The organism is Streptomyces altiplanensis (assembly GCF_053591575.1).
In genome coordinates this window covers 105,392-124,191 of sequence record NZ_JBSFUB010000006.1, presented here as the reverse complement: position 1 = coordinate 124,191, position 18,800 = coordinate 105,392, and the positions used below count along the sequence as shown (strand labels likewise).

The window sequence follows — 18,800 nt, the reverse complement described above, 5'->3', positions numbered from 1 at the left end:
AAGGAGGGCCGTTCCCCGCGCCCGCTCCGCCGCGCCTCCGCCGCCCCGGCGCCGGTGCCGGACCGGGAACCCCGTAGGCTCGTCCCTCGTGAGTACGGGCACAGCGCAGGCGGGACGCGGCACGGGAGTCGTGTGTGCCGTGCGGGATCTGGTCAAGACGTATCCCGCCGCCCGGGGCCGGCGCGGGACTCCCGCGACACCGGCCGTACGGGCCACGGACGGGATCTCCCTCGACGTACGGCGCGGCGAGATCTTCGGGCTGCTCGGGCCCAACGGCGCCGGTAAATCCACTCTCGTACGCCAGCTGACCGGTCTCATGCGACCGGACTCCGGAAGCGTCGAGCTGCTGGGGCACGACCTCGTGCGCCACCCCGAGCGGGCCTCGCGGCTCGTCGGGTACCTCGGCCAGGAATCCACCGCGCTGGACGAACTGACCGTGTCCCTCGCCGCCGAGACGACCGGACGCCTGCGCGGGCTCACGGCGCGGGCCGCGCGGGCCGAGCGGGACGACGTGCTCGAAGAGCTCGGACTGGACGAGATCGCCGGGCGTCCGCTCAAGAAGCTGTCCGGCGGACAGCGGCGGCTCGCCTGCTTCGCCGCCGCGCTGGTGGGCGAGCGGCCCGTGCTCGTACTGGACGAACCGACCACCGGCATGGACCCCGTCGCGCGGCGCGCGGTGTGGGCGGCGGTCGACCGGCGGCGGGAGCAGAACGGCGCGACCGTCCTGCTCGTCACCCACAACGTGATCGAGGCCGAGACCGTCCTGGACCGGGTCGCGGTGCTGGAGAGCGGCCGGGTGATCGCGTGCGACACCCCCGCCGGGCTCAAGGCGCGCGTCGCCGGTGAGGTGCGCCTCGACCTCGTGTGGCGGGAGCGGGCGCCGCTGGACGTGCCCGAGGTCGCGGCGCTGCGCGAATCCGCGCAGGAGTCCGGGCGGCGCTGGGTGCTGCGGCTGGCTCCCGACGAGGCCCGGGCGGCTGTGGCCGCCGTGACCGGTGGCGCGGCCTTCGCCGCGCTCGACGACTTCACGCTGGCGACGCCGAGCCTCGAAGACGTGTACCTGGCACTCGGCGGACGTACGAAAGGGCTGGTCAAGGCGTGAGTGTCGTGCCCGCGGAGACCCGTTCCGCGCAGACGCGGATCAAAGTGGCGAAAGAAGCGGGGGAAGCGGGAGGAGCGGCCGCCGGCATGACCGGCCGGGGGCCCGCGCCGCTCGCGCCCCGCGCCCGGCTGCTGCCGTCGCTCGCCGCCGTCTACCGTGCGCAGCTGTCCCGGGCGCGGGTGGCGCGCATCCCGCTGCTGTTCGTGGCGACGTTCCAGTCCGTCGGGATCATGGTCCTGATGCGCGGGGTCGTCGACGGGGGCGGCGAGGCACGGGCGGTCGTCGCCGGGTCGAGCGTGCTCGTGGTCGCCTTTGTCGCACTGAACCTGCTCGCCCAGTACTTCGGGCAGCTGCGGGCGAGCGGCGGCCTCGACCACTACGCCACGCTGCCGGTGCCGCCCGCCGCGGTGGTGCTGGGTACGGCTGCCGCGTACGCCTCCTTCACCGTGCCCGGCACGTTCGTCACGGCCGTCGTCGGCTGCACGCTCTTCCAGCTGCCGCTCACGCATCTGTGGGTCCTGGCCGCGGTGATTCCGCTGGCGGGGGCCGCGCTCGCCGGGCTGGGCGCGGCGCTGGGGCTGCTCGCGCCGCGGCAGGAACTCGCGACGCTGCTCGGACAGCTGGGCATGTCCGCGGCCCTGCTGCTGGGCGTGCTGCCCGCGGACCGGCTGCCCGCGCCGATTTCGTACGCCCGGGACCTGCTGCCCTCGACGTACGGCGTCGAGGCTTTCGCGCGGACCTTCGACGCGCACCCCGACTGGCCCGCCGTGGCGCTCGATCTGGCGGTGTGCGCGGCCGTCGGGGTCGTCTCGCTGGCGGTCGCCACCTGGGCGTACCGGCGGGCAGCGGTCCGTTAGACGGCCGGCAGCGGTCCGATGAGGCGTGGGCCCGGGGCGCCTGGCACGATGGCAGGGTGACCGCTCCTCTGACGCCGCCTCACCGGCAGCCGCCGAACGATCCCTGGCAGAAGTCCGACGCCAAGGCCGCCGCTCAACTTCCGTCCTGGCCCCGCCACGGCCACGGCCCCGACGCCGTGACCGCCACGGAGGCGGACGGGGACGGCGGCGGGGGCGGCGAGCAGGACACCAGTCTGTCCGCGGAGGTGGTCAGGGCCTTCGCGGTGGTCCTGGCGCTGACGGTCCTGGGCGTCGCGCTGGGGCTGCTGTGGCTGTGGCTGGCGCCGCGCGTGCCGCTCGTCTCCACCGACAAGGCCGTCTTCCTCAAGGACACCGAGAGCGAGGAAGCGGTGGCCGCGGACGGCACGTTCGTGCTGCTGGCGCTCGCGTTCGGCGCGGTCAGCGCGGCCCTGGTCTTCTGGTTCAACCGGCGCGGCGGCATCCCGCTGGTGGTGGGGCTGGCGCTGGGCGGGCTGCTCGGCTCCCTGCTGGCGTGGGGCGTCGGCGTCTGGTTCGGGCCGACGGACGACGTGGTCGCGCGGGCGCGGGAGGTCGGGCAGGGCGTCGCGTTCGACGCGCCGCTCAAGCTCGGGGCGAAGGGGGCGCTGCTGGCGTGGCCCATGGCCGCGATGCTCGTCCACCTGGCGCTGACGGCGCTCTTCGGGCCGCGGGACCCGGAACCGGAGTGGGGGACGGCGTACGGGGATCCGGGGCCCGTACCGGATCCGGGCCCGGACGTACCGGGTCCGGACGTACCGGGTCCGGGACCGGACGCCGGGGACGGCACGCGCACCTGAAGCCGCCGCCGGCGCCGGTGCGCAACCGGCGGGCCCGCCACGAGTCCGCAGGCCGGCCGGGTTACGCGCGGCCGATCGGGGCGATCACCGCGTCCGTCAGCGCCGCCAGGTCCGCCGGGGACAGCTCGACCTCCAGGCCGCGGCGGCCCGCCGAGACGCACACCGTCTCGTACGACGAGGCCGAGGCGTCCAGGACCGTGCGGAGCCTCTTGCGCTGCCCCAGCGGGGAGATGCCGCCGCGGACGTACCCCGTGGTGCGTTCCGCGGCCGCCGGGTCCGCCATCGCCGCGCGCTTTCCGCCGACCGCCGCCGCCAGTGCCTTGAGGTCGAGGGAGCCCGCCACCGGGACGACCGCCACCGTCAAGGTGCCGTCGATGTCGGCCACCAGGGTCTTGAAGACGCGGTCCGGAGAAACACCCATCGCCTGCGCCGCCTCCTCGCCGTACGAGGGGGCCGCGGGGTCGTGCTCGTACGCGTGGAGGGTGTACGCCGTGCCCGCAGTCACCAGGGCGACCGTCGCGGGCGTGCCTGCGGACTGCTGCTTCTTCTTGGCCACTGCGGCTCTGCCTCCGGATCAGTTGGGGCTGGTGGGTTTCCTGGTCAGTTCGGTGGCCGGCAGCGAGGGCAGGTGCCGGATCACCGCCGTCTCGGCGCGCAGGAGCTTCAGTTCCTCACGCAGCCGGGTCGCGGTGTCGGGAGCCTGCAGCAGGCGCTGCCTCGCCGGGACGTCCAGCACCGTCGCGGCGGCGACCAGGTACGAGACGACGGACGGCTCGTCCGGCAGCTCCGCGCCGGTGGTCAGTGAGCGCTCGCGCGCGCCCGCCAGCCGCTTCTGGTAGCTGCGGAACGCCCGCAGCACACCCTCGGCCAGCGCGCCCGCGTCGTCGCCCTGCTCCTCGGGCAGTTCCTCCACCTCGGCGGTGAGGTACGGGCCGCTCGCGTCGACGGAGAGGAGCCGGACGCGGGTCGTCCCGGTGGCCAGCACCTCGTAACCGCCGTCTTCGAGCTCGCGGATCGTCGCCGCGTCCGCGATGCAGCCCACCTGGTGGAACGCCTGGATCGGGTCCGGGCCGAAGCCCGCGGCGGGGCCCCGCTCGGCCATGGCCGTGGCGTCCGGCATGCCGGGGGCGGTGGCGGCGACCTCACGGCCGTCGCGGATGGCCACGACCACGAAGCGGCGCGGCTCCTCCTCGGAGGGGGAGGAGTAGGACGAGGCGGACGCGTCGGAGGGGTCCGCCGGGCCGCCGGAGCCCGCGCCCTTCGACAGGTCGCGCATCATGGCGCGATAACGCTCCTCGAAGACGTTCAGCGGCAGTACGAGGCCGGGGAAGAGTACCGAGTTCAGCGGGAAGAGGGGCAGGCGAGCGGTGGTCACAGCGGCTAAGCGTAATGGCCGTCGGGCCTGATCCGGCGGGCCGTCCTGCGCAGAGGCCGCAAAGGCATCGCCGAGGCCACCCGGATCCTCGCGGCGTCGCGCAGTTCCAGGAACTCGCCCAGCACGTCGTCGCTCAGGTGCGCCCAGGGGAACGAGGTCACGTACGGCCCGATCAGCCGGAACTGTTCGAGAGCCTCGGCCCACCGCCCCCGGGCGGCCAGGACGTACACCAGCAGGTTGCGGACCTCGGCCGGCCACGGGTCGCCCGCCGCGTACTCAGCGGACAGGGCGATCGCCAGGTCGGCGGCCGCGTCGACGCGCTCGTACGGGATCACCGCGGCCGGGCGGGCCGAGCCGGCACCGCTCAGCAGGTGCGCGAAGGCCGCGCGTACGGGCAGCGCCTGCACCAGCGATCCCGGCAGGGCGTCTTCGGCGGCCTGCTCGGCGAAGTCGAAGCACTCGCGGTGCGAGCCGTACCACTGCGCGGAGAGGTACTGGAGCGCGGAGACGTGGCACCCGTAGTGGTGCGCGGAGCGGTTCACCGCCTGGGCCCACAGTTCCTCGAAGGCGGTGTGCGCGGCGCGGGTGCCGCGCGCGTGGTCGAGGGCGATACGCCACGGCACCGGATCGCGCGGAGCGGCGTCGGCCGCCGCCTCGATCAGCGGGGCCGCGTCGCGCAGCCGCTCGGCGCGGGCCGGCGAATCCCAGAGCCTGCGCACCGACAGCTCGGCCTTGACGAGCAGGGCGTCGGGGTGGTGCGGAGCGGCGGCCAGCCAGCTGTCGAGCCAGTCCTGGCGGCTGTGCGCGAAAGTGGCGAGGCGGACCGTGTACCGGTCGCGGTCCTCCCACTCGGCGCCCTCGCGGGTGGCGGCGAGGAGAGCGGCAGCGGGGCCGTGGTCGCCGAGGGCCGCGGCGACCAGGGCCGGGCCCAGTCGCTCGTCGGGAACGTCGAGCAGCACCTGGTCGTCGCCCGGCAGGCCGGCGCCGGGCTCCGGGGCGTGACGGATCATGCGCGCGGTGCTGGTCAGAGCGCGAAGGAATGACATGGTGAGAACCATTGAAAACCGCAGGTCGGAGCCGCGCCAGAGGGTTCTGTGAAGCTTTCGCATCGACCGGAAAGGTTGTGCGGCTACAGGTCAAGGGACGGCAAAGAAGCGGGGCCGGGGGCGGGGCTCCGCCCCCGCCCCCGGCCCGGAAGCCGCCCCCGCCCTCGTGCGCCGGGCGGGTTCCGGTCCGGTCAGCCGCGCCGCAGCAGCCGTGACGCCCCCGCCGCGACCGTCGTCGCCAGGATCCAGCCGAGCAGGATCAGTCCGGTCGCCGCCCACTGCCAGCCGCCCCGCAGCAGCCAGTGCCCGTCCTGCCCCAGATCGATCACCGGCAGCAGCAGGTCGAGCGAGAAGAGGGAGGGGTTCCACTGCGGATGCTCCCCGGGCTTGATCGGATCCGGGTCGAGCCGGGTGAACGCCACCGTGCCCGCCGCCCACAGCACGGCCATCCACACGGCCGCCCGGCCCGGACGGTAGCCGTACGCCACCGTCCAGTCCTGGAGGAAGCCCCACAGTTTCCCGGCGAGCGGCAGCGTCTCGCGCCGCCGGCGCTGCTTGGCCAGGAGCACCTCGCGGGCGTCGGCGTCCTCCCCGCTGCCGCGCAGGACGGCGGCGAGCCGCTCGTACGGTTCGGGGGCGTACTCCGGAGTCGCCGCCGTCACCCACTCCAGCCGCTGCGAGAGCGGGAACAGCCCGCGCGGTACGAGGCAGTCGTACGTGAAACCGCCCATGGTGAGCCCGCCCGGCCGCGGCCAGCTGTCCGCCTTGTCCACCAGGTTGCCGACCTTCGCCCCGGACAGCACCACCTTCCCCTCCTCCGGCCGCTCGCACAGGAACCGCAGCTCGGGCGTCTGGACCCGGCGCATCGACAGTTCCTGCCCGAGCGACATGACGAACCGCGCGCCGTCGAAGTCCACGGCGTCCCCGAACCGCCCGTCGTCCAGCCGCAGCCCGCCCTCGCACTCGAACCGCTGCACGCGGGTGCCGCGTACCGGCGTGTTCCCGATGCCGTACGGCGGAGTGGTCCCCGGCGCCGCGCCCCGGGGCCCGATCCCCGCCGGCGTCATGTAGAGCGTGCGCTCCACCGTCATCTGCGGAGCGTTCAGCGCCCGCCGCCCCTCCACGCCGTACGGCCTGCGCAGCCGGCTGCCGCGCAGGCTCAGCGAGACCCCGACCTTCGCGCCGCGCAGGCTGAACTCGCCGTGCGACTCGATCATCTCCGCCTGGAGGTCCTGGGCGACGGACAGACCGTCCGCGGCGATCGAGCGGCCGTTGCGGTCCTGGCGTACGACGATCTGGTTGATCAGCAGGTCCGTGCCGATCTGGGCGTCGGTGAGCCGGATGCCGCCGGGGACGCTGCAGCGCGGCAGGTGCAGATCGCCCTCCGTGTGCAGCCGGGCCGCCTCCAGCCGGGGGATGGCGCACCCCACCATGCGCAGCGTGGTGAAGTGGCACTCGGGCAGCAGCACCTCCTTCTCGAAGCGGCAGCTGCTCATTTCGACGTACGGCTCGACCCGCCCGCCCGCGAGCTGGAGGGTCCCTGTGATCTGTACGCCGACGAGCTTGAGCGCGGCGACCCGCCCGGGCAGCGCGGGCGGTCCGCTGAGCAGCAGCAGCGCGACGACACGGGCGCGGACGCTGCGCTCCGGGGGCCATGGCCGGGTGGACAGGGGGTCGTCGAGGACGGGATTGCGGGTGCGGAGGTCGTACGTACTGCCGTTGCGGAACGCCTGCCACATGCCCATTTCGGAGACACTGAGCCAGTCGGGCGCTTCGACGTCTTGCTGCGGCTCGGTCAAGGCCGCCCCTTTCGTCGACTCGTACAGCCGTTCTTCCCTCTGGGTGACGGACTGAACGCGAGTAGTCATGAATGACGCATGAGACGTGTATCAGCCAGTGATACGGAGGCTCGGCTGCCGGATGGGGTCTGAGAGAATTGGCAGCGTGATCTCTCGAATCGATCTGCGCGGTGACGCCCTCCCCGAGGGTGCCGACCTGCGCGACCTGCTGCCCCGTGCCGAATTCGACGTACAGGCCGCCCTCGACAAGGTGCGGCCCATCTGCGAGGACGTGCATCATCGGGGCACGGCGGCGCTGATCGAGTACGCGGAGAAGTTCGACGGCGTGAAGCTGGAGCGCGTACGGGTTCCGGCCGAAGCGCTGAGCACCGCCCTGGAGCAGCTCGACCCCAAGGTCAGGGCCGCGCTGGAGGAGTCGATCCGGCGCGCCAGGATCGTCCACCGCGAGCAGCGCCGCGACGAGCACACTACCCAGGTCGTGCCCGGCGGCACGGTCACCGAGCGGTGGGTGCCGGTCGGGCGGGTGGGCCTCTACGCGCCCGGCGGCCGCTCCGTCTACCCCTCCTCCGTGATCATGAACGTGGTCCCCGCGCAGGAGGCGGGCGTCGAGTCCATCGCCCTCGCCTCCCCCGCGCAGAAGGAGTTCGGCGGCCTGCCGCACCCGACGATCCTGGCGGCCTGCGCGCTGCTCGGCGTCGACGAGGTGTACGCCGCGGGCGGCGCCACGGCCGTCGCGATGTTCGCGTACGGCACCGACGAGTGCGCGCCGGTCAACATGGTCACGGGCCCCGGCAACATCTGGGTCGCCGCCGCCAAGCGCTACTTCACGGGTCTGATCGGCATCGACACCGAGGCCGGCCCGACCGAGATCGCGGTCCTCGCCGACGCCACCGCCGACCCGGCGCACGTCGCCGCCGACCTGATCAGCCAGGCCGAGCACGACCCGCTGGCCGCCGCCGTGCTGGTGACGGACTCCGAGGAGCTCGCCGACGCGGTCGTCAAGGAGCTGGAGCCGCAGGTCGCGGCCACCAAGCACAGCGACGACCGGATCATTCCGGCGCTGGGCGGCAAGCAGTCCTCGATCGTCCTGGTCGACTCCATGGAGGAGGGCCTCAAGGTCGTCGACGCGTACGGCGCCGAGCACCTGGAGATCCAGACCGCCGACGCCGCCGCGCTCGCCCGGCGCGTACGCAACGCCGGCGCGATCTTCGTCGGCCCGTACGCCCCGGTCTCGCTCGGCGACTACTGCGCCGGCTCCAACCACGTCCTGCCGACCGGCGGCTGCGCCTGCCACTCGTCGGGCCTGTCGGTCCAGTCGTTCCTGCGCGGCATCCACATCGTGGACTACACGCGCGAGGCGCTCGCCGAGGTCACGCACCACGTGGTGACGCTGGCCGAGGCGGAGGACCTGCCGGCGCACGGCGCGGCCCTCAAGGCGCGGTTCGGATGGAAGGTGCCGACGGAATGACCCGCAGCGTCCGCATCGACGATCTGCCCATCCGCGACGAGCTGCGCGGCAAGTCCCCGTACGGCGCGCCGCAGCTGGACGTGCCCGTACGCCTCAACACCAACGAGAACCCGTACCCGCTGCCCGAGGCGCTCGTCGAACGCATCGCCGAGCGCGTGCGCGACGCGGCCCGCGAGCTCAACCGCTACCCGGACCGGGACGCGGTCGAGCTCCGCACCGAACTGGCCCGCTACCTCACCCGCACCGCCGGGTACGAGGTCGCCATGGCCCATGTCTGGGCGGCCAACGGATCCAACGAGGTCATCCAGCAGCTGCTCCAGACCTTCGGCGGCCCGGGGCGTACCGCGATCGGCTTCGAGCCGTCGTACTCGATGCACGGCCTCATCTCGCGCGGCACCGGCACCGGCTGGATCTCCGGGCCGCGCCACGAGGACTTCACCATCGACGTCGCCGCGGCCGAGAAGGCCATCGCCGAGCACCGCCCCGACGTCGTCTTCATCACCTCGCCCAACAACCCCACGGGCACCGCGGTCGGCGCGGACACCGTCCTCGCGCTGTACGAGGCCGCCCAGGCGGCCAAGCCGTCCCTGGTCGTCGTCGACGAGGCGTACGGCGAGTTCAGCCACCACCCCTCCCTGCTGCCGCTGATCGGGGGCCGGCCGAACATGGTGCTCTCCCGCACCATGTCCAAGGCGTTCGGCGCCGCCGGTCTGCGCCTGGGCTACCTCGCGGCCGACCCCGCCGTGGTCGACGCCGTACAGCTGGTGCGGCTGCCGTACCACCTGTCGTCCGTCACGCAGGCCACCGCGCTCGCCGCGCTGGAGCACACCGATACGCTGCTGGGGTACGTCGAGCAGCTCAAGGCCGAGCGGGACCGCCTGGTCACCGAGTTGCGCGCCATCGGATACGAGGTCACGGACTCGGACGCGAACTTCGTCCAGTTCGGCCGGTTCGACGGCGCCGCCGGCTCCCACGCCGCGTGGCAGCGGATCCTCGACCACGGAGTCCTGGTCCGGGACAACGGTGTACCGGGCTGGCTGCGGGTCACCGCCGGCACCCCCGAAGAGAACGACGCGTTCCTCGATGCGGTACGCGAACTCAAGAAGGAGCAGAGCTCATGAGCCGCGTAGGACGCGTCGAGCGCACCACCAAGGAGACCTCGGTCCTCGTCGAGATCGACCTCGACGGCACCGGCAAGGTCGATGTGTCGACGGGCGTCGGCTTCTACGACCACATGCTCGACCAGCTCGGCCGCCACGGCCTCTTCGACCTCACCGTGAAGACCGACGGCGACCTGCACATCGACTCGCACCACACCATCGAGGACACCGCCCTCGCACTCGGCGCCGCCTTCAAGCAGGCGCTCGGCGACAAGGTCGGCATCTACCGCTTCGGCAACTGCACGGTCCCGCTGGACGAGTCGCTCGCCCAGGTCACCGTGGACCTCTCCGGCCGCCCGTACCTCGTGCACACCGAGCCGGAGAAGATGGCGCCGATGATCGGCGAGTACGACACGACGATGACCCGGCACATCCTGGAGTCCTTCGTCGCCCAGGCCCAGATCGCCCTGCACGTGCACGTCCCGTACGGGCGCAACGCGCACCACATCGTGGAGTGCCAGTTCAAGGCCCTGGCCCGTGCCCTGCGGTACGCCTCGGAGCACGACCCGCGCGCCGCCGGCATCCTCCCCTCGACCAAGGGCGCGCTGTGACCGGCCTCTCCACCATCCTGATCGTCGTCGGGCTCTTCCTGCTCGGCGGCGTGTACTCCTTCTGGAAGCAGGAGCTGCCCAAGGGCCTCGTCGTGCTTCTGGGTATCGGCGCCGTGATGTGCCTGGTCGCCGGTGTCATGCGAATCCAAGGACTCTGGGAATGAGCGACACGAACAAGAAGGTCGTCGTCTTCGACTACGGCTTCGGCAACGTCCGGTCCGCCGAGCGGGCGCTGGCCCACGTCGGCGCGGACGTCGAGATCACCCGCGACTTCGACAAGGCCATGAACGCGGACGGGCTCCTCGTCCCCGGCGTCGGAGCCTTCTCCGCCTGCATGAAGGGGCTGCGCGAGGCGCGCGGCGACTGGATCGTCGGCCGCAGGCTCGCCGGCGGCCGCCCGGTCATGGGCATCTGCGTGGGCATGCAGATCCTCTTCGAGCGCGGCATCGAGCACGGCGTGGAGACCGAGGGGCTCGACGAGTGGCCCGGCACGGTCGGCCCGCTCCAGGCGCCCGTCGTCCCGCACATGGGCTGGAACACCGTCGAAGCGCCCGCGGACAGCGAGCTGTTCGCCGGCCTCGACGCCGGCGCGCGCTACTACTTCGTGCACTCGTACGCCGTGCACGACTGGAGCCTGGAAGTCACCAACCCCAAGATCCGCGCGCCCAGGGTCACCTGGACCACGCACGGTGAGCCCTTCGTGGCGGCCGTCGAGAACGGCGCGCTGTGGGCGACCCAGTTCCACCCCGAGAAGTCCGGCGACGCCGGTGCCCAGCTGCTGACCAACTGGATCGGAACCCTCTGATGTCCCAGAAGCTCGAACTGCTCCCCGCCGTCGACGTCCGCGACGGCCAGGCCGTGCGCCTCGTCCATGGCGAGTCCGGCTCGGAGACGTCGTACGGCGACCCGCTCCAGGCCGCCCTCGCCTGGCAGCGGGCGGGCGCCGAGTGGCTGCACCTCGTCGACCTCGACGCGGCCTTCGGCACCGGCGACAACCGGGCGCAGATCGCCGAGGTCGCCCGCTCCATGGACATCAAGGTCGAGCTGTCCGGCGGCATCCGCGACGACGCCTCGCTCGCCGCGGCGCTCGCCACCGGCTGCAAGCGCGTCAACCTCGGCACGGCCGCGCTGGAGACCCCCGAGTGGGTCGCCAAGGTCATCGCCGAGCACGGCGACAAGATCGCGGTCGGCCTGGACGTACGCGGCACGACCCTGCGCGGCCGCGGCTGGACCCGCGACGGCGGCGACCTCTACGAGACGCTGGCCCGCCTCGACTCCGAGGGCTGCGCACGCTACGTCGTCACCGACATCGCCAAGGACGGCACGCTCCAGGGCCCGAACCTGGAGCTCCTGAAGAACGTCTGCGCCGCGACCGACAAGCCCGTCGTCGCCTCCGGCGGCGTCTCTTCCCTCGACGACCTGCGCGCGATCGCGTCGCTCGTCCCGCAGGGCGTCGAGGGCGCGATCGTCGGCAAGGCCCTGTACGCGAAGGCGTTCACGCTGGAAGAGGCGCTGAAGGCGGTCTCGGAATGACGGAATCCCCTTCGGGCTCCTCCGCTTCCGTACGCCGGGTCTCGACCGGCGCCCCGTGGGAGGAGCAGTTCGGCTACTCCCGCGCCGTGGAACTGCCGAACGGGCTGGTCCTGGTGTCGGGCTGCACGTCGGTCGTGGACGGCGTCATCGACGCCGGTACGCCGTACCAGCAGACCGTCACCGCCTTCGGCGTCGCCTTCGGCGCGCTGGAGCGGCTCGGTCTCGGGCGCGAGGACGTCGTGCGCACCCGCATGTACCTCACACACGCCCGGGACGTGGACGACATCGGCCGCGCCCACAAGGAACTGTTCGACGACGTCCGTCCGGCCGCGTCAATGATCATTGTCTCGGGCTTCGTGGACCCGAGCCTGGTCGTCGAGATCGAGATCGAGGCCTACCGAGGAGGTCGCGCGTCATGACCCTCGCGGTCCGAGTGATTCCCTGCCTGGACGTCGACAACGGCCGGGTCGTCAAGGGCGTCAACTTCCAGAACCTGCGCGACGCGGGCGACCCCGTCGAGATGGCCAAGCTGTACGACGCGGAGGGCGCCGACGAGCTGACGTTCCTCGACATCACGGCGTCGTCCGGCAACCGCGAGACGACGTACGACGTGGTGCGCCGCACCGCCGAGCAGGTCTTCATCCCGCTGACGGTCGGCGGCGGCGTACGCACCACCGAGGACGTCGACAAGCTGCTGCGGGCCGGCGCGGACAAGGTCGGCGTCAACACCGCCGCGATCGCCCGCCCCGACCTGATCCGCGAGATCGCGGAGCGCTTCGGCCGCCAGGTCCTGGCCCTGTCGGTCGACGCACGCCGTACGGAATCCGGCTCCTTCGAGGTCACCACGCACGGCGGCCGCAAGTCCGCCGGCATCGACGCGGTCGAGTGGGCGCACCGGGCGGCCGAGCTGGGCGCGGGCGAGATCCTGCTCAACTCGATGGACGCGGACGGCACCAAGGACGGCTACGACACGGAGATGATCGCGGCGGTGCGCAAGCACGTCACGGTGCCGGTGATCGCTTCCGGCGGCGCGGGCCGCCTGGCCCACTTCCCGCCGGCGATCGCGGCGGGGGCGGACGCGGTGCTGGCGGCGTCGGTCTTCCACTTCGGCGACCTGCGCATCTCCCAGGTCAAGGACAGCTTGCGCGAGGCGGGCCACCCGGTCCGCTAGCTGCCTCCGGGGCGTGCCCCCGGGTGCCGGGCGGGCCGCATGTGCCCGCTGAGCGGGGAGCTTTCCCGCTCGGCGGGCACTACCGTGCTCGCATGTCGGAGAATCAGTCGCGCCGGATCACGGATCTCGGCACGCTCAAGGCCTTCGGGCACCCCCTGCGCATGAAGCTCTACCGGGCGCTCTTCGTCGCCCGTACCGCCACCGCGTCCCAGCACCCACAGCGCCCCCGCCCACCTGGGCCGCGTCACCTCGGTCCAGACGCTCTTCGCCCTGGGCCTCGCCCCGCTCTGCTATCCGGTCGTGGGCGTGGCGATCGGCGCCTGGGGCACTCGGCCGGTCTTCGCGGTCAGCGCGGGAGTGTGCGCGGCGGGCGCGCTGGCCGGACTCTGCGTCCGGGACCTGCGCCGCGCCGAACTCCCGCGCTGAAGACGTCGTCCGCTACATGGCGATACCGAGCCTGGCGTCCTGGAGACGGGTGATCGCGTCCTTGTCGCCCTCCAGCTCCACCCGCGCCACGTCCTGCCGCCCGAAGGCGAACAGCACCAGCTCACCCGGCTCGCCGGTGACCGTCACCACCGGCGTCCCGCGGTGCGCCACCGCCGTCTGGCCGTCCGGGCGCCGCAGCACCATCCCCACCGGTGCCTTCCGGCCGAGGACGCGGGCCGTCTTCTCGATCCGCGACCACAGGGCGTTGGCGAAGACCGCGTCGAGCTCGCGCGGGGTCCAGTCGGGCTGGGCCCGCCGGACGTCCTCGGCGTGGACGTAGAACTCGACGGTGTTGGCGGCCTCGTCGATCTGTTTGAGGGCGTACAGGGACATGCGGGGCGGACCCGTACGGATGAGCTGGATCAGTTCCTCGTACGGCTTGGCGGCGAACTCGGCCTGCACCCGCTCCAGGCGGGCCTTCAGCGGCCCCAGCATTATCCCGCCCGCGGCGTCCGCGCGGCGCTCGCGCACCACCACGTGGGCGGCGAGATCGCGGGTCTTCCAGTCGCCGCACAGCGTCGGGGCGTCGGGCCCGGTCGCTTCCAGGAGGTCTGCGAGAAGGAGTCGTTCACGCTTGGCATGGGTCGACATGATGGCCAGCGTACGGCCGATGCCCCGCCACGACCACGGCGCCGCGCGTCCAATGACCGGACGACGTCCGTGCCGGAGCCCGCGGGCGCGGCACAATGGCGCACATGACCAGCACGCCCCAGCCAGGCACCCCCCAGCCGGGCTCCCCCCGCCCCAGCCGCCTCGACCCCGCCGTCGCAGCCCGCCTCAAGCGCAGCGCCGACGGCCTGGTACCGGCCATCGCCCAGCAGTACGACACCGGTGAGGTGCTGATGCTCGGCTGGATGGACGACGAGGCGCTCCACCGGACCCTCACCACCGGCCGCTGCACGTACTGGTCGCGCAGCCGCCAGGAGTACTGGGTCAAGGGCGACACCTCCGGACACTTCCAGTACGTCAAGTCCGTCGCGCTCGACTGCGACGCCGACACCGTGCTGGTCCGGGTCGACCAGGTCGGCGCCGCGTGCCACACCGGCGACCGCACCTGCTTCGACTCCGACGTCCTCCCGCTCGCGCTCGCGCAGTAAGGCCACCGACACCATGGACATCGAGACCTTCCGCAAGCTGGCCGTCGACCGCCGTGTCATCCCCGTCAGCCGCAGGCTGCTCGCGGACGGCGACACCCCGGTCGGCCTCTACCGCAAGCTCGCCGCCGAGCGCCCCGGCACCTTCCTCCTGGAGTCCGCCGAGAACGGGCGCTCCTGGTCCCGGTACTCCTTCGTCGGCGTGCGCAGCGCCGCCACCCTCACCGCCCGCGACGGCCGGGCGCACTGGCTCGGTACGCCGCCCGTCGGCGTACCCGTGGACGGCGACCCGCTCGACGCGCTGCGCACCACCGTCGAGGCCCTGCACACCCCGCGCGACCTCGCGGGCGGTCTGCCGCCGTTCACCGGCGGCATGGTCGGCTACCTCGGGTACGACGTCGTACGCCGCCTGGAGAAGATCGGCGAGCACGGGCGGGACGACCTCGAACTGCCCGAGCTGACCATGCTGCTCACCTCGGACCTCGCCGTGCTCGACCACTGGGACGGCTCGGTCCTGCTGATCGCCAACGCGATCAACCACAACGACCTCGACACGGGCGTCGACGAGGCGTACGCCGACGCGCTCGCCCGGCTCGACGCGATGGAGGCCGACCTCAGCCGGGCCGTACCGACCACGCCCGCCGCCCTGCCCCCCTCCGAACTCCCGCCGTACACCGCCCGGTGGGGCGGCGAGGCCTACCAGGCCGCCGTCGACGACATCAAGGAGCGCATCCGCGCGGGCGAGGCCTTCCAGGTCGTACCGTCGCAGCGCTTCGAGACGCCGTGCACGGCGAGCGCGCTGGACGTCTACCGGGTCCTGCGCGCCACCAACCCGTCGCCGTACATGTACCTCTTCCGCTTCGACGGCTTCGACGTCGTCGGCTCCAGCCCCGAGGCGCTGGTCAAGGTCGAGGACGGGCGCGCGATGGTGCACCCGATCGCCGGGACCCGGCCGCGCGGCGCCACGCCGCAGGAGGACCAGGCGCTCGCCGACGAACTGCTCGCCGACCCCAAGGAGCGCGCCGAGCACCTGATGCTCGTCGACCTCGGCCGCAACGACCTGGGCCGGGTCTGCGAGCCCGGCAGCGTCGAGGTCGTCGACTTCATGTCCGTCGAGCGGTACTCGCACGTCATGCACATCGTGTCGACCGTGACGGGCCGTGTCGCGCCGGGCCACAGCGCCTTCGACGTCCTGACCGCCTGCTTCCCGGCCGGGACGCTCTCCGGCGCCCCGAAGCCGCGCGCCATGCAGATCATCGAGGAGCTGGAGCCGTCGCGGCGCGGCCTGTACGGCGGCTGCGTCGGCTACCTCGACTTCGCGGGCGACTCCGACACCGCCATCGCCATCCGCACCGCCCTGCTCCGCGACGGCACGGCGTACGTGCAGGCCGGCGCGGGTGTGGTGGCGGATTCGGACCCCGTCGCCGAGGACACCGAGTGCCGCAACAAGGCGGCGGCGGTGCTGCGCGCGGTGCACACGGCGAACCGCCTCTGAGTCCCCCTCCGAGCGCGGAAGGGGCGTAAGGGATAGTGGAGCACGTGAGTGCCGCATCCCCCGTACCCCTTCCGACTCCGCGAAGCGAAGCCGCGCCGGCCGCCCCCACGGGCCGTCGCAGCCTCGCCGCCGCGCTGCTGCTCGGTGCCCTCGGCGCCGCCGTCGTGCTCCTCGGCTCGGGCCGGACCTGGGCCGAGGGCGCGGCGGCCGCCGGGGGCGGCAGGCTGCCGCTCGACGTCGAGGGCCAGGACGTCACCGGCGCCCCCGCGGCGCTGGCCGTCGTCGGCCTCGCCGCGCTCGTCGCGGTCTTCGCCGTCCGCAGGACGGGCCGCCTGCTGGTCTCCGTGCTGCTCGCGCTGAGCGGCGCGGGCGCCGCCGTCACGGCCTTCCTCGGCGCGTCCGGCGGAGCCGCCCTCGACGAGAAGGCCGCGGAGATGACCGGCGACACCGCCGCGACGGCCTCCTCGCTGACCCACACCGCCTGGCCGTACGTGACCGCGGCCGGCGGCCTGCTGATCCTGATCGCCGGACTCCTCGCGCTGTGGTGCGGCCGGAAGTGGCCCGCCATGTCGGGCCGTTACGAGCGCGACGGCAGCCCACGGCCCCGCAGGGCGCCCGCCGCCCCGGACCCGGACCGGCCCGAGGACCTCTGGAAGGCCCTCGACCGCGGTGAGGACCCGACGCGCGACGCATGACCCCGAGATCACGTCGCCGGTCCGCGTACGGGACAATGAGTGACGAGCGCACGACTCACGGACTCACCACAGAGCAACAGCAACGAGGAGCAACTCATGGCGGGCAGCAGCCACGGACACACCCCGGCCGCCTGGACCGGTGTCACCATCTCCTTCATCGGTTTCTGCATTTCGGGCGCCTTCACGGTGCTGGCCAATCCGCTCGGCTTCTGGGCCGGAATCGTCGTGATCCTGCTCGGTGGTGTCGTCGGCCTGGCCATGAAGGCCGCGGGTCTCGGCGCGCCGAAGGAGTCCGAGGAAGCGCGGCGGGCGCGTGAAGAGGCCGGCCGGGCGCAGCCCCTGAGCCAGATCCAGACCCACTGATCCAGCGCCGATCCCGGCGCGGACGCGGTTCTGACGCGAGGCGCAGCCCCCCGGGGGGCTGCGCCTTTCCTCATGAGCGGGGACAATCGGCGCGTGGACGCCATGCCTTCGCCTGCCCAGCCCCCCTCGCCCGCCCCTGCCGGCCCCGCTCCGGCCTCACTCGCCCGGCGGCTCGCCGCACCGGCGGTCACGCTGGCGGGCGTCGCCGCGGCCTTCGCGTACGTCGGCGCCGTCGACCCCAACGAGCCGGGCCACTACCCGGTCTGCCCGCTGCTCCAGCTCACCGGGATCTACTGCCCCGGCTGCGGCGGCCTGCGCAGCGCGCACGCCGTCGCCACCGGTGATCTGGCCGGTGCGTTCGGTTCCAACGCCATGGCTGTCGTCGGCTACGGGGTCTTCGCCGTGCTCTGGGCCGTATGGGTGGTACGCGCGACCCGGGGAGCCCCGACGCGGATCACCCTCAGCCCCGTCCACTGGTGGAGCATCGGCGTGGTGGCGGCGGTCTTCAGCGTCGTCCGGAACCTGCCGTTCGGCTCGTCGCTCGCTCCGTGAAGTTCCAGGTAGTGGGACTGGCGCCCGGTCGATGCGAGACCTGAGGCCTCCTGCGGATAGCATTGGTATGGCTGATCCCGGCCCACCGACAGTCATCACCGTCCCGGAAGGGGGCCGCTCGCGTGAGTGTGCTCGACGAGATCATTGAAGGCGTGCTCGCCGACCTTGCGGAGCGGCAGGCAAGCGTCAGTCTCGACGAGCTCAAGGACCGCGCGGCCAAGGCGTCCCCGGCCAAGGACGGAGTCGCCGCGCTGCGCGGCGAGGGCGTCAAGGTCATCTGCGAGGTCAAGCGTTCCAGCCCCTCCAAGGGCGCGCTCGCCGCGATCGCCGACCCCGCCGGGCTCGCCGCCGACTACGAGGCGGGCGGCGCGGCCGTCATCTCCGTACTCACCGAGCAGCGGCGCTTCGGCGGCTCGCTGGCCGACCTGGAGGCCGTACGCGCCAGGGTCGACATCCCGGTGCTGCGCAAGGACTTCATCGTCACGGCCTACCAGCTGTGGGAGGCGCGGGCCTACGGCGCCGACCTGGCGCTGCTGATCGTGGCCGCCCTGGAGCAGGAGGCCCTGGTCTCGCTGATCGAGCGGGCCGAGTCCATCGGGCTGACGCCGCTGGTCGAGGCGCACGACGAGGAAGAGGTCGAGCGCGCGGTCGAGGCCGGCGCGAAGATCATCGGCATCAACGCGCGCGACCTCAAGACGCTCAAGGTCGACCGCGGCACGTTCGAGCGGGTCGCCCCGGAGATCCCCGCGGGCGTCGTCACGGTCGCCGAGTCCGGCGTCCGCGGCCCGCACGACCTGATCGCGTACGCCAACGCGGGCGCCGACGCGGTGCTCGTGGGCGAGTCCCTGGTCACCGGCCGCGACCCGAAGGGCGCCGTCGCCGACCTCGTCGCCGCGGGCGCCCACCCGGCCCTGCGCCACGGCCGGAGCTGACCGAAGCCCCCATGACCGCTCTCCGCCGTACCGCCGCACGTACCCGGCCGGGCCTTCGCCCGCTCGCCGGGGAACGGGCGCGTGACCCGCACGCGCCGCTGGCGCGCGGGTGCCGTCCGCGCGGGTGCCGGGCTCCGGCGCGGCGGGTGCGGGGACGCCGGGTGCGGTACCACATCGGTTCCGAGCCCGGCCAGATCAACGGCATGCGATGGCGCACCGAAGGCGCGCCGCAGCGATCCGCCCTGCCCGTACGCACGCCCTGAGCGGCGTACCGGGGCGGACTCG

General features: G+C 73.1%; 22 protein-coding genes and 1 pseudogene. 18 read left to right on the top strand and 5 right to left on the bottom strand.

Translation table 11 applies throughout. From position 1 onward, the window contains the following. Nucleotides 1–130: 130 nt before the first annotated feature. The 3 genes from ACWD0Y_RS04535 to ACWD0Y_RS04525 are packed head-to-tail and all read left to right on the top strand — an operon-like array spanning nucleotide 131 to nucleotide 2,795. On the top strand, nucleotides 131–1,102 hold the full coding sequence (locus ACWD0Y_RS04535; protein ID WP_450259020.1) for an ABC transporter ATP-binding protein: 972 nt from the start codon (nucleotides 131–133) through the stop codon (nucleotides 1,100–1,102). Next, a complete protein-coding gene (locus ACWD0Y_RS04530) occupies nucleotides 1,099–1,959 on the top strand; it encodes an ABC transporter permease (protein ID WP_450258984.1) in 861 nt (286 codons plus the stop codon). The genes ACWD0Y_RS04535 and ACWD0Y_RS04530 overlap by 4 nt, the downstream gene beginning before the upstream one ends. A 56-nt stretch (nucleotides 1,960–2,015) precedes the next feature. Continuing rightward, nucleotides 2,016–2,795 carry an ABC transporter permease gene (locus ACWD0Y_RS04525; protein WP_450258983.1) on the top strand — a complete coding sequence of 260 codons (780 nt, stop codon included), beginning with the start codon at nucleotides 2,016–2,018 and terminating at the stop codon, nucleotides 2,793–2,795. 61 nt (nucleotides 2,796–2,856) lie between these two features. Here ACWD0Y_RS04525 and ybaK read toward each other — a convergent pair whose 3' ends face one another. The 4 genes from ybaK to ACWD0Y_RS04505 all read right to left on the bottom strand — a co-directional run bounded on the left by ybaK (nucleotide 2,857) and on the right by ACWD0Y_RS04505 (nucleotide 7,015). Beyond that, nucleotides 2,857–3,351 (bottom strand): Cys-tRNA(Pro) deacylase, encoded by a 495-nt coding sequence (gene ybaK, locus ACWD0Y_RS04520; RefSeq protein WP_450258982.1) that lies wholly within the window; start codon nucleotides 3,349–3,351, stop codon nucleotides 2,857–2,859. An 18-nt stretch (nucleotides 3,352–3,369) separates the two neighbouring features. Continuing rightward, nucleotides 3,370–4,170: an LON peptidase substrate-binding domain-containing protein gene (locus tag ACWD0Y_RS04515; RefSeq protein WP_450258981.1), complete on the bottom strand. Its 801-nt coding sequence runs from the start codon at nucleotides 4,168–4,170 to the stop codon at nucleotides 3,370–3,372. Nucleotides 4,171–4,175: 5 nt separating this feature from the next. Beyond that, complete coding sequence (locus ACWD0Y_RS04510) at nucleotides 4,176–5,228, bottom strand: hypothetical protein (RefSeq protein ID WP_450258980.1); 1,053 nt, start codon at nucleotides 5,226–5,228, stop codon at nucleotides 4,176–4,178. A gap of 179 nt (nucleotides 5,229–5,407) precedes the next feature. After that, nucleotides 5,408–7,015 carry an oxidoreductase gene (locus tag ACWD0Y_RS04505; RefSeq protein WP_450259019.1) on the bottom strand — a complete coding sequence of 536 codons (1,608 nt, stop codon included), beginning with the start codon at nucleotides 7,013–7,015 and terminating at the stop codon, nucleotides 5,408–5,410. Between the two features lie 145 nt (nucleotides 7,016–7,160). On the opposite strand from ACWD0Y_RS04505, the gene hisD reads away from it, so the two are divergent. From hisD to hisF, 8 genes are read left to right on the top strand one after another with little or no spacing between them, the layout of a single operon-like run. Beyond that, on the top strand, nucleotides 7,161–8,483 hold the full coding sequence (gene hisD / locus ACWD0Y_RS04500; RefSeq protein ID WP_450258979.1) for a histidinol dehydrogenase: 1,323 nt from the start codon (nucleotides 7,161–7,163) through the stop codon (nucleotides 8,481–8,483). Next, complete coding sequence (locus ACWD0Y_RS04495; RefSeq protein ID WP_450258978.1) at nucleotides 8,480–9,604, top strand: histidinol-phosphate transaminase; 1,125 nt, start codon at nucleotides 8,480–8,482, stop codon at nucleotides 9,602–9,604. Before hisD ends, ACWD0Y_RS04495 begins: the two co-directional genes overlap by 4 nt. Continuing rightward, nucleotides 9,601–10,194 (top strand): imidazoleglycerol-phosphate dehydratase HisB, encoded by a 594-nt coding sequence (hisB, locus tag ACWD0Y_RS04490; protein WP_069929187.1) that lies wholly within the window; start codon nucleotides 9,601–9,603, stop codon nucleotides 10,192–10,194. Before ACWD0Y_RS04495 ends, hisB begins: the two co-directional genes overlap by 4 nt. Continuing rightward, nucleotides 10,191–10,358 carry a hypothetical protein gene (locus ACWD0Y_RS04485; protein WP_176710115.1) on the top strand — a complete coding sequence of 56 codons (168 nt, stop codon included), beginning with the start codon at nucleotides 10,191–10,193 and terminating at the stop codon, nucleotides 10,356–10,358. The genes hisB and ACWD0Y_RS04485 overlap by 4 nt, the downstream gene beginning before the upstream one ends. Continuing rightward, nucleotides 10,355–10,999 (top strand): imidazole glycerol phosphate synthase subunit HisH, encoded by a 645-nt coding sequence (hisH, locus tag ACWD0Y_RS04480; RefSeq protein ID WP_450258977.1) that lies wholly within the window; start codon nucleotides 10,355–10,357, stop codon nucleotides 10,997–10,999. The genes ACWD0Y_RS04485 and hisH overlap by 4 nt, the downstream gene beginning before the upstream one ends. Continuing rightward, nucleotides 10,999–11,727 (top strand): bifunctional 1-(5-phosphoribosyl)-5-((5-phosphoribosylamino)methylideneamino)imidazole-4-carboxamide isomerase/phosphoribosylanthranilate isomerase PriA, encoded by a 729-nt coding sequence (gene priA, locus ACWD0Y_RS04475; protein WP_093801308.1) that lies wholly within the window; start codon nucleotides 10,999–11,001, stop codon nucleotides 11,725–11,727. Before hisH ends, priA begins: the two co-directional genes overlap by 1 nt. Next, nucleotides 11,724–12,146, top strand: coding sequence for a RidA family protein (locus tag ACWD0Y_RS04470; protein WP_450258976.1), 423 nt, complete (start codon nucleotides 11,724–11,726; stop codon nucleotides 12,144–12,146). The genes priA and ACWD0Y_RS04470 overlap by 4 nt, the downstream gene beginning before the upstream one ends. Continuing rightward, on the top strand, nucleotides 12,143–12,898 hold the full coding sequence (gene hisF, locus ACWD0Y_RS04465) for an imidazole glycerol phosphate synthase subunit HisF (RefSeq protein WP_450258975.1): 756 nt from the start codon (nucleotides 12,143–12,145) through the stop codon (nucleotides 12,896–12,898). The genes ACWD0Y_RS04470 and hisF overlap by 4 nt, the downstream gene beginning before the upstream one ends. Nucleotides 12,899–13,336: 438 nt before the next feature. On the opposite strand, the gene ACWD0Y_RS04460 is transcribed toward hisF, so the two are convergent. After that, nucleotides 13,337–13,975 carry a TIGR03085 family metal-binding protein gene (locus ACWD0Y_RS04460; protein ID WP_450258974.1) on the bottom strand — a complete coding sequence of 213 codons (639 nt, stop codon included), beginning with the start codon at nucleotides 13,973–13,975 and terminating at the stop codon, nucleotides 13,337–13,339. A 104-nt stretch (nucleotides 13,976–14,079) separates the two neighbouring features. On the opposite strand from ACWD0Y_RS04460, the gene hisI reads away from it, so the two are divergent. The 7 genes and pseudogenes from hisI (at nucleotide 14,080) to trpM (ending at nucleotide 18,778) form a co-directional block, all read left to right on the top strand. After that, nucleotides 14,080–14,481, top strand: coding sequence for a phosphoribosyl-AMP cyclohydrolase (hisI, locus tag ACWD0Y_RS04455; RefSeq protein ID WP_450258973.1), 402 nt, complete (start codon nucleotides 14,080–14,082; stop codon nucleotides 14,479–14,481). 10 nt (nucleotides 14,482–14,491) lie between these two features. Continuing rightward, a pseudogene (locus ACWD0Y_RS04450) lies at nucleotides 14,492–15,973 on the top strand (anthranilate synthase component I); the annotation flags it as partial. A 35-nt stretch (nucleotides 15,974–16,008) separates the two neighbouring features. Next, on the top strand, nucleotides 16,009–16,668 hold the full coding sequence (locus ACWD0Y_RS04445) for a TIGR02234 family membrane protein (RefSeq protein ID WP_450258972.1): 660 nt from the start codon (nucleotides 16,009–16,011) through the stop codon (nucleotides 16,666–16,668). Nucleotides 16,669–16,764: 96 nt separating this feature from the next. After that, entirely contained in the window at nucleotides 16,765–17,031 is a 267-nt protein-coding gene (locus ACWD0Y_RS04440; RefSeq protein WP_450258971.1) for an HGxxPAAW family protein, read from the top strand. Between the two features lie 102 nt (nucleotides 17,032–17,133). After that, nucleotides 17,134–17,583 (top strand): DUF2752 domain-containing protein, encoded by a 450-nt coding sequence (locus ACWD0Y_RS04435; RefSeq protein ID WP_450259018.1) that lies wholly within the window; start codon nucleotides 17,134–17,136, stop codon nucleotides 17,581–17,583. Nucleotides 17,584–17,705: 122 nt separating this feature from the next. Continuing rightward, nucleotides 17,706–18,515 carry an indole-3-glycerol phosphate synthase TrpC gene (gene trpC, locus ACWD0Y_RS04430; RefSeq protein ID WP_450258970.1) on the top strand — a complete coding sequence of 270 codons (810 nt, stop codon included), beginning with the start codon at nucleotides 17,706–17,708 and terminating at the stop codon, nucleotides 18,513–18,515. 11 nt (nucleotides 18,516–18,526) lie between these two features. Beyond that, complete coding sequence (trpM, locus tag ACWD0Y_RS04425) at nucleotides 18,527–18,778, top strand: tryptophan biosynthesis modulator TrpM (protein ID WP_450258969.1); 252 nt, start codon at nucleotides 18,527–18,529, stop codon at nucleotides 18,776–18,778. Nucleotides 18,779–18,800 lie beyond the last annotated feature (22 nt).

Excerpts from the sequence above, each read along its gene's own strand:
- ACWD0Y_RS04510 (WP_450258980.1), bottom strand. The coding sequence starts at position 5,228 with ATGGTTCTCACCATGTCATTCCTTCGCGCTCTGACCAGCACCGCGCGC.
- ACWD0Y_RS04495 (WP_450258978.1), top strand. The coding sequence starts at position 8,480 with ATGACCCGCAGCGTCCGCATCGACGATCTGCCCATCCGCGACGAGCTG.
- hisB (WP_069929187.1), top strand. The coding sequence starts at position 9,601 with ATGAGCCGCGTAGGACGCGTCGAGCGCACCACCAAGGAGACCTCGGTC.
- hisH (WP_450258977.1), top strand. The coding sequence starts at position 10,355 with ATGAGCGACACGAACAAGAAGGTCGTCGTCTTCGACTACGGCTTCGGC.
- priA (WP_093801308.1), top strand. The coding sequence starts at position 10,999 with ATGTCCCAGAAGCTCGAACTGCTCCCCGCCGTCGACGTCCGCGACGGC.
- ACWD0Y_RS04470 (WP_450258976.1), top strand. The coding sequence starts at position 11,724 with ATGACGGAATCCCCTTCGGGCTCCTCCGCTTCCGTACGCCGGGTCTCG.
- hisF (WP_450258975.1), top strand. The coding sequence starts at position 12,143 with ATGACCCTCGCGGTCCGAGTGATTCCCTGCCTGGACGTCGACAACGGC.
- ACWD0Y_RS04460 (WP_450258974.1), bottom strand. The coding sequence starts at position 13,975 with ATGTCGACCCATGCCAAGCGTGAACGACTCCTTCTCGCAGACCTCCTG.
- hisI (WP_450258973.1), top strand. The coding sequence starts at position 14,080 with ATGACCAGCACGCCCCAGCCAGGCACCCCCCAGCCGGGCTCCCCCCGC.
- ACWD0Y_RS04440 (WP_450258971.1), top strand. The coding sequence starts at position 16,765 with ATGGCGGGCAGCAGCCACGGACACACCCCGGCCGCCTGGACCGGTGTC.
- ACWD0Y_RS04435 (WP_450259018.1), top strand. The coding sequence starts at position 17,134 with ATGCCTTCGCCTGCCCAGCCCCCCTCGCCCGCCCCTGCCGGCCCCGCT.
- trpM (WP_450258969.1), top strand. The coding sequence starts at position 18,527 with ATGACCGCTCTCCGCCGTACCGCCGCACGTACCCGGCCGGGCCTTCGC.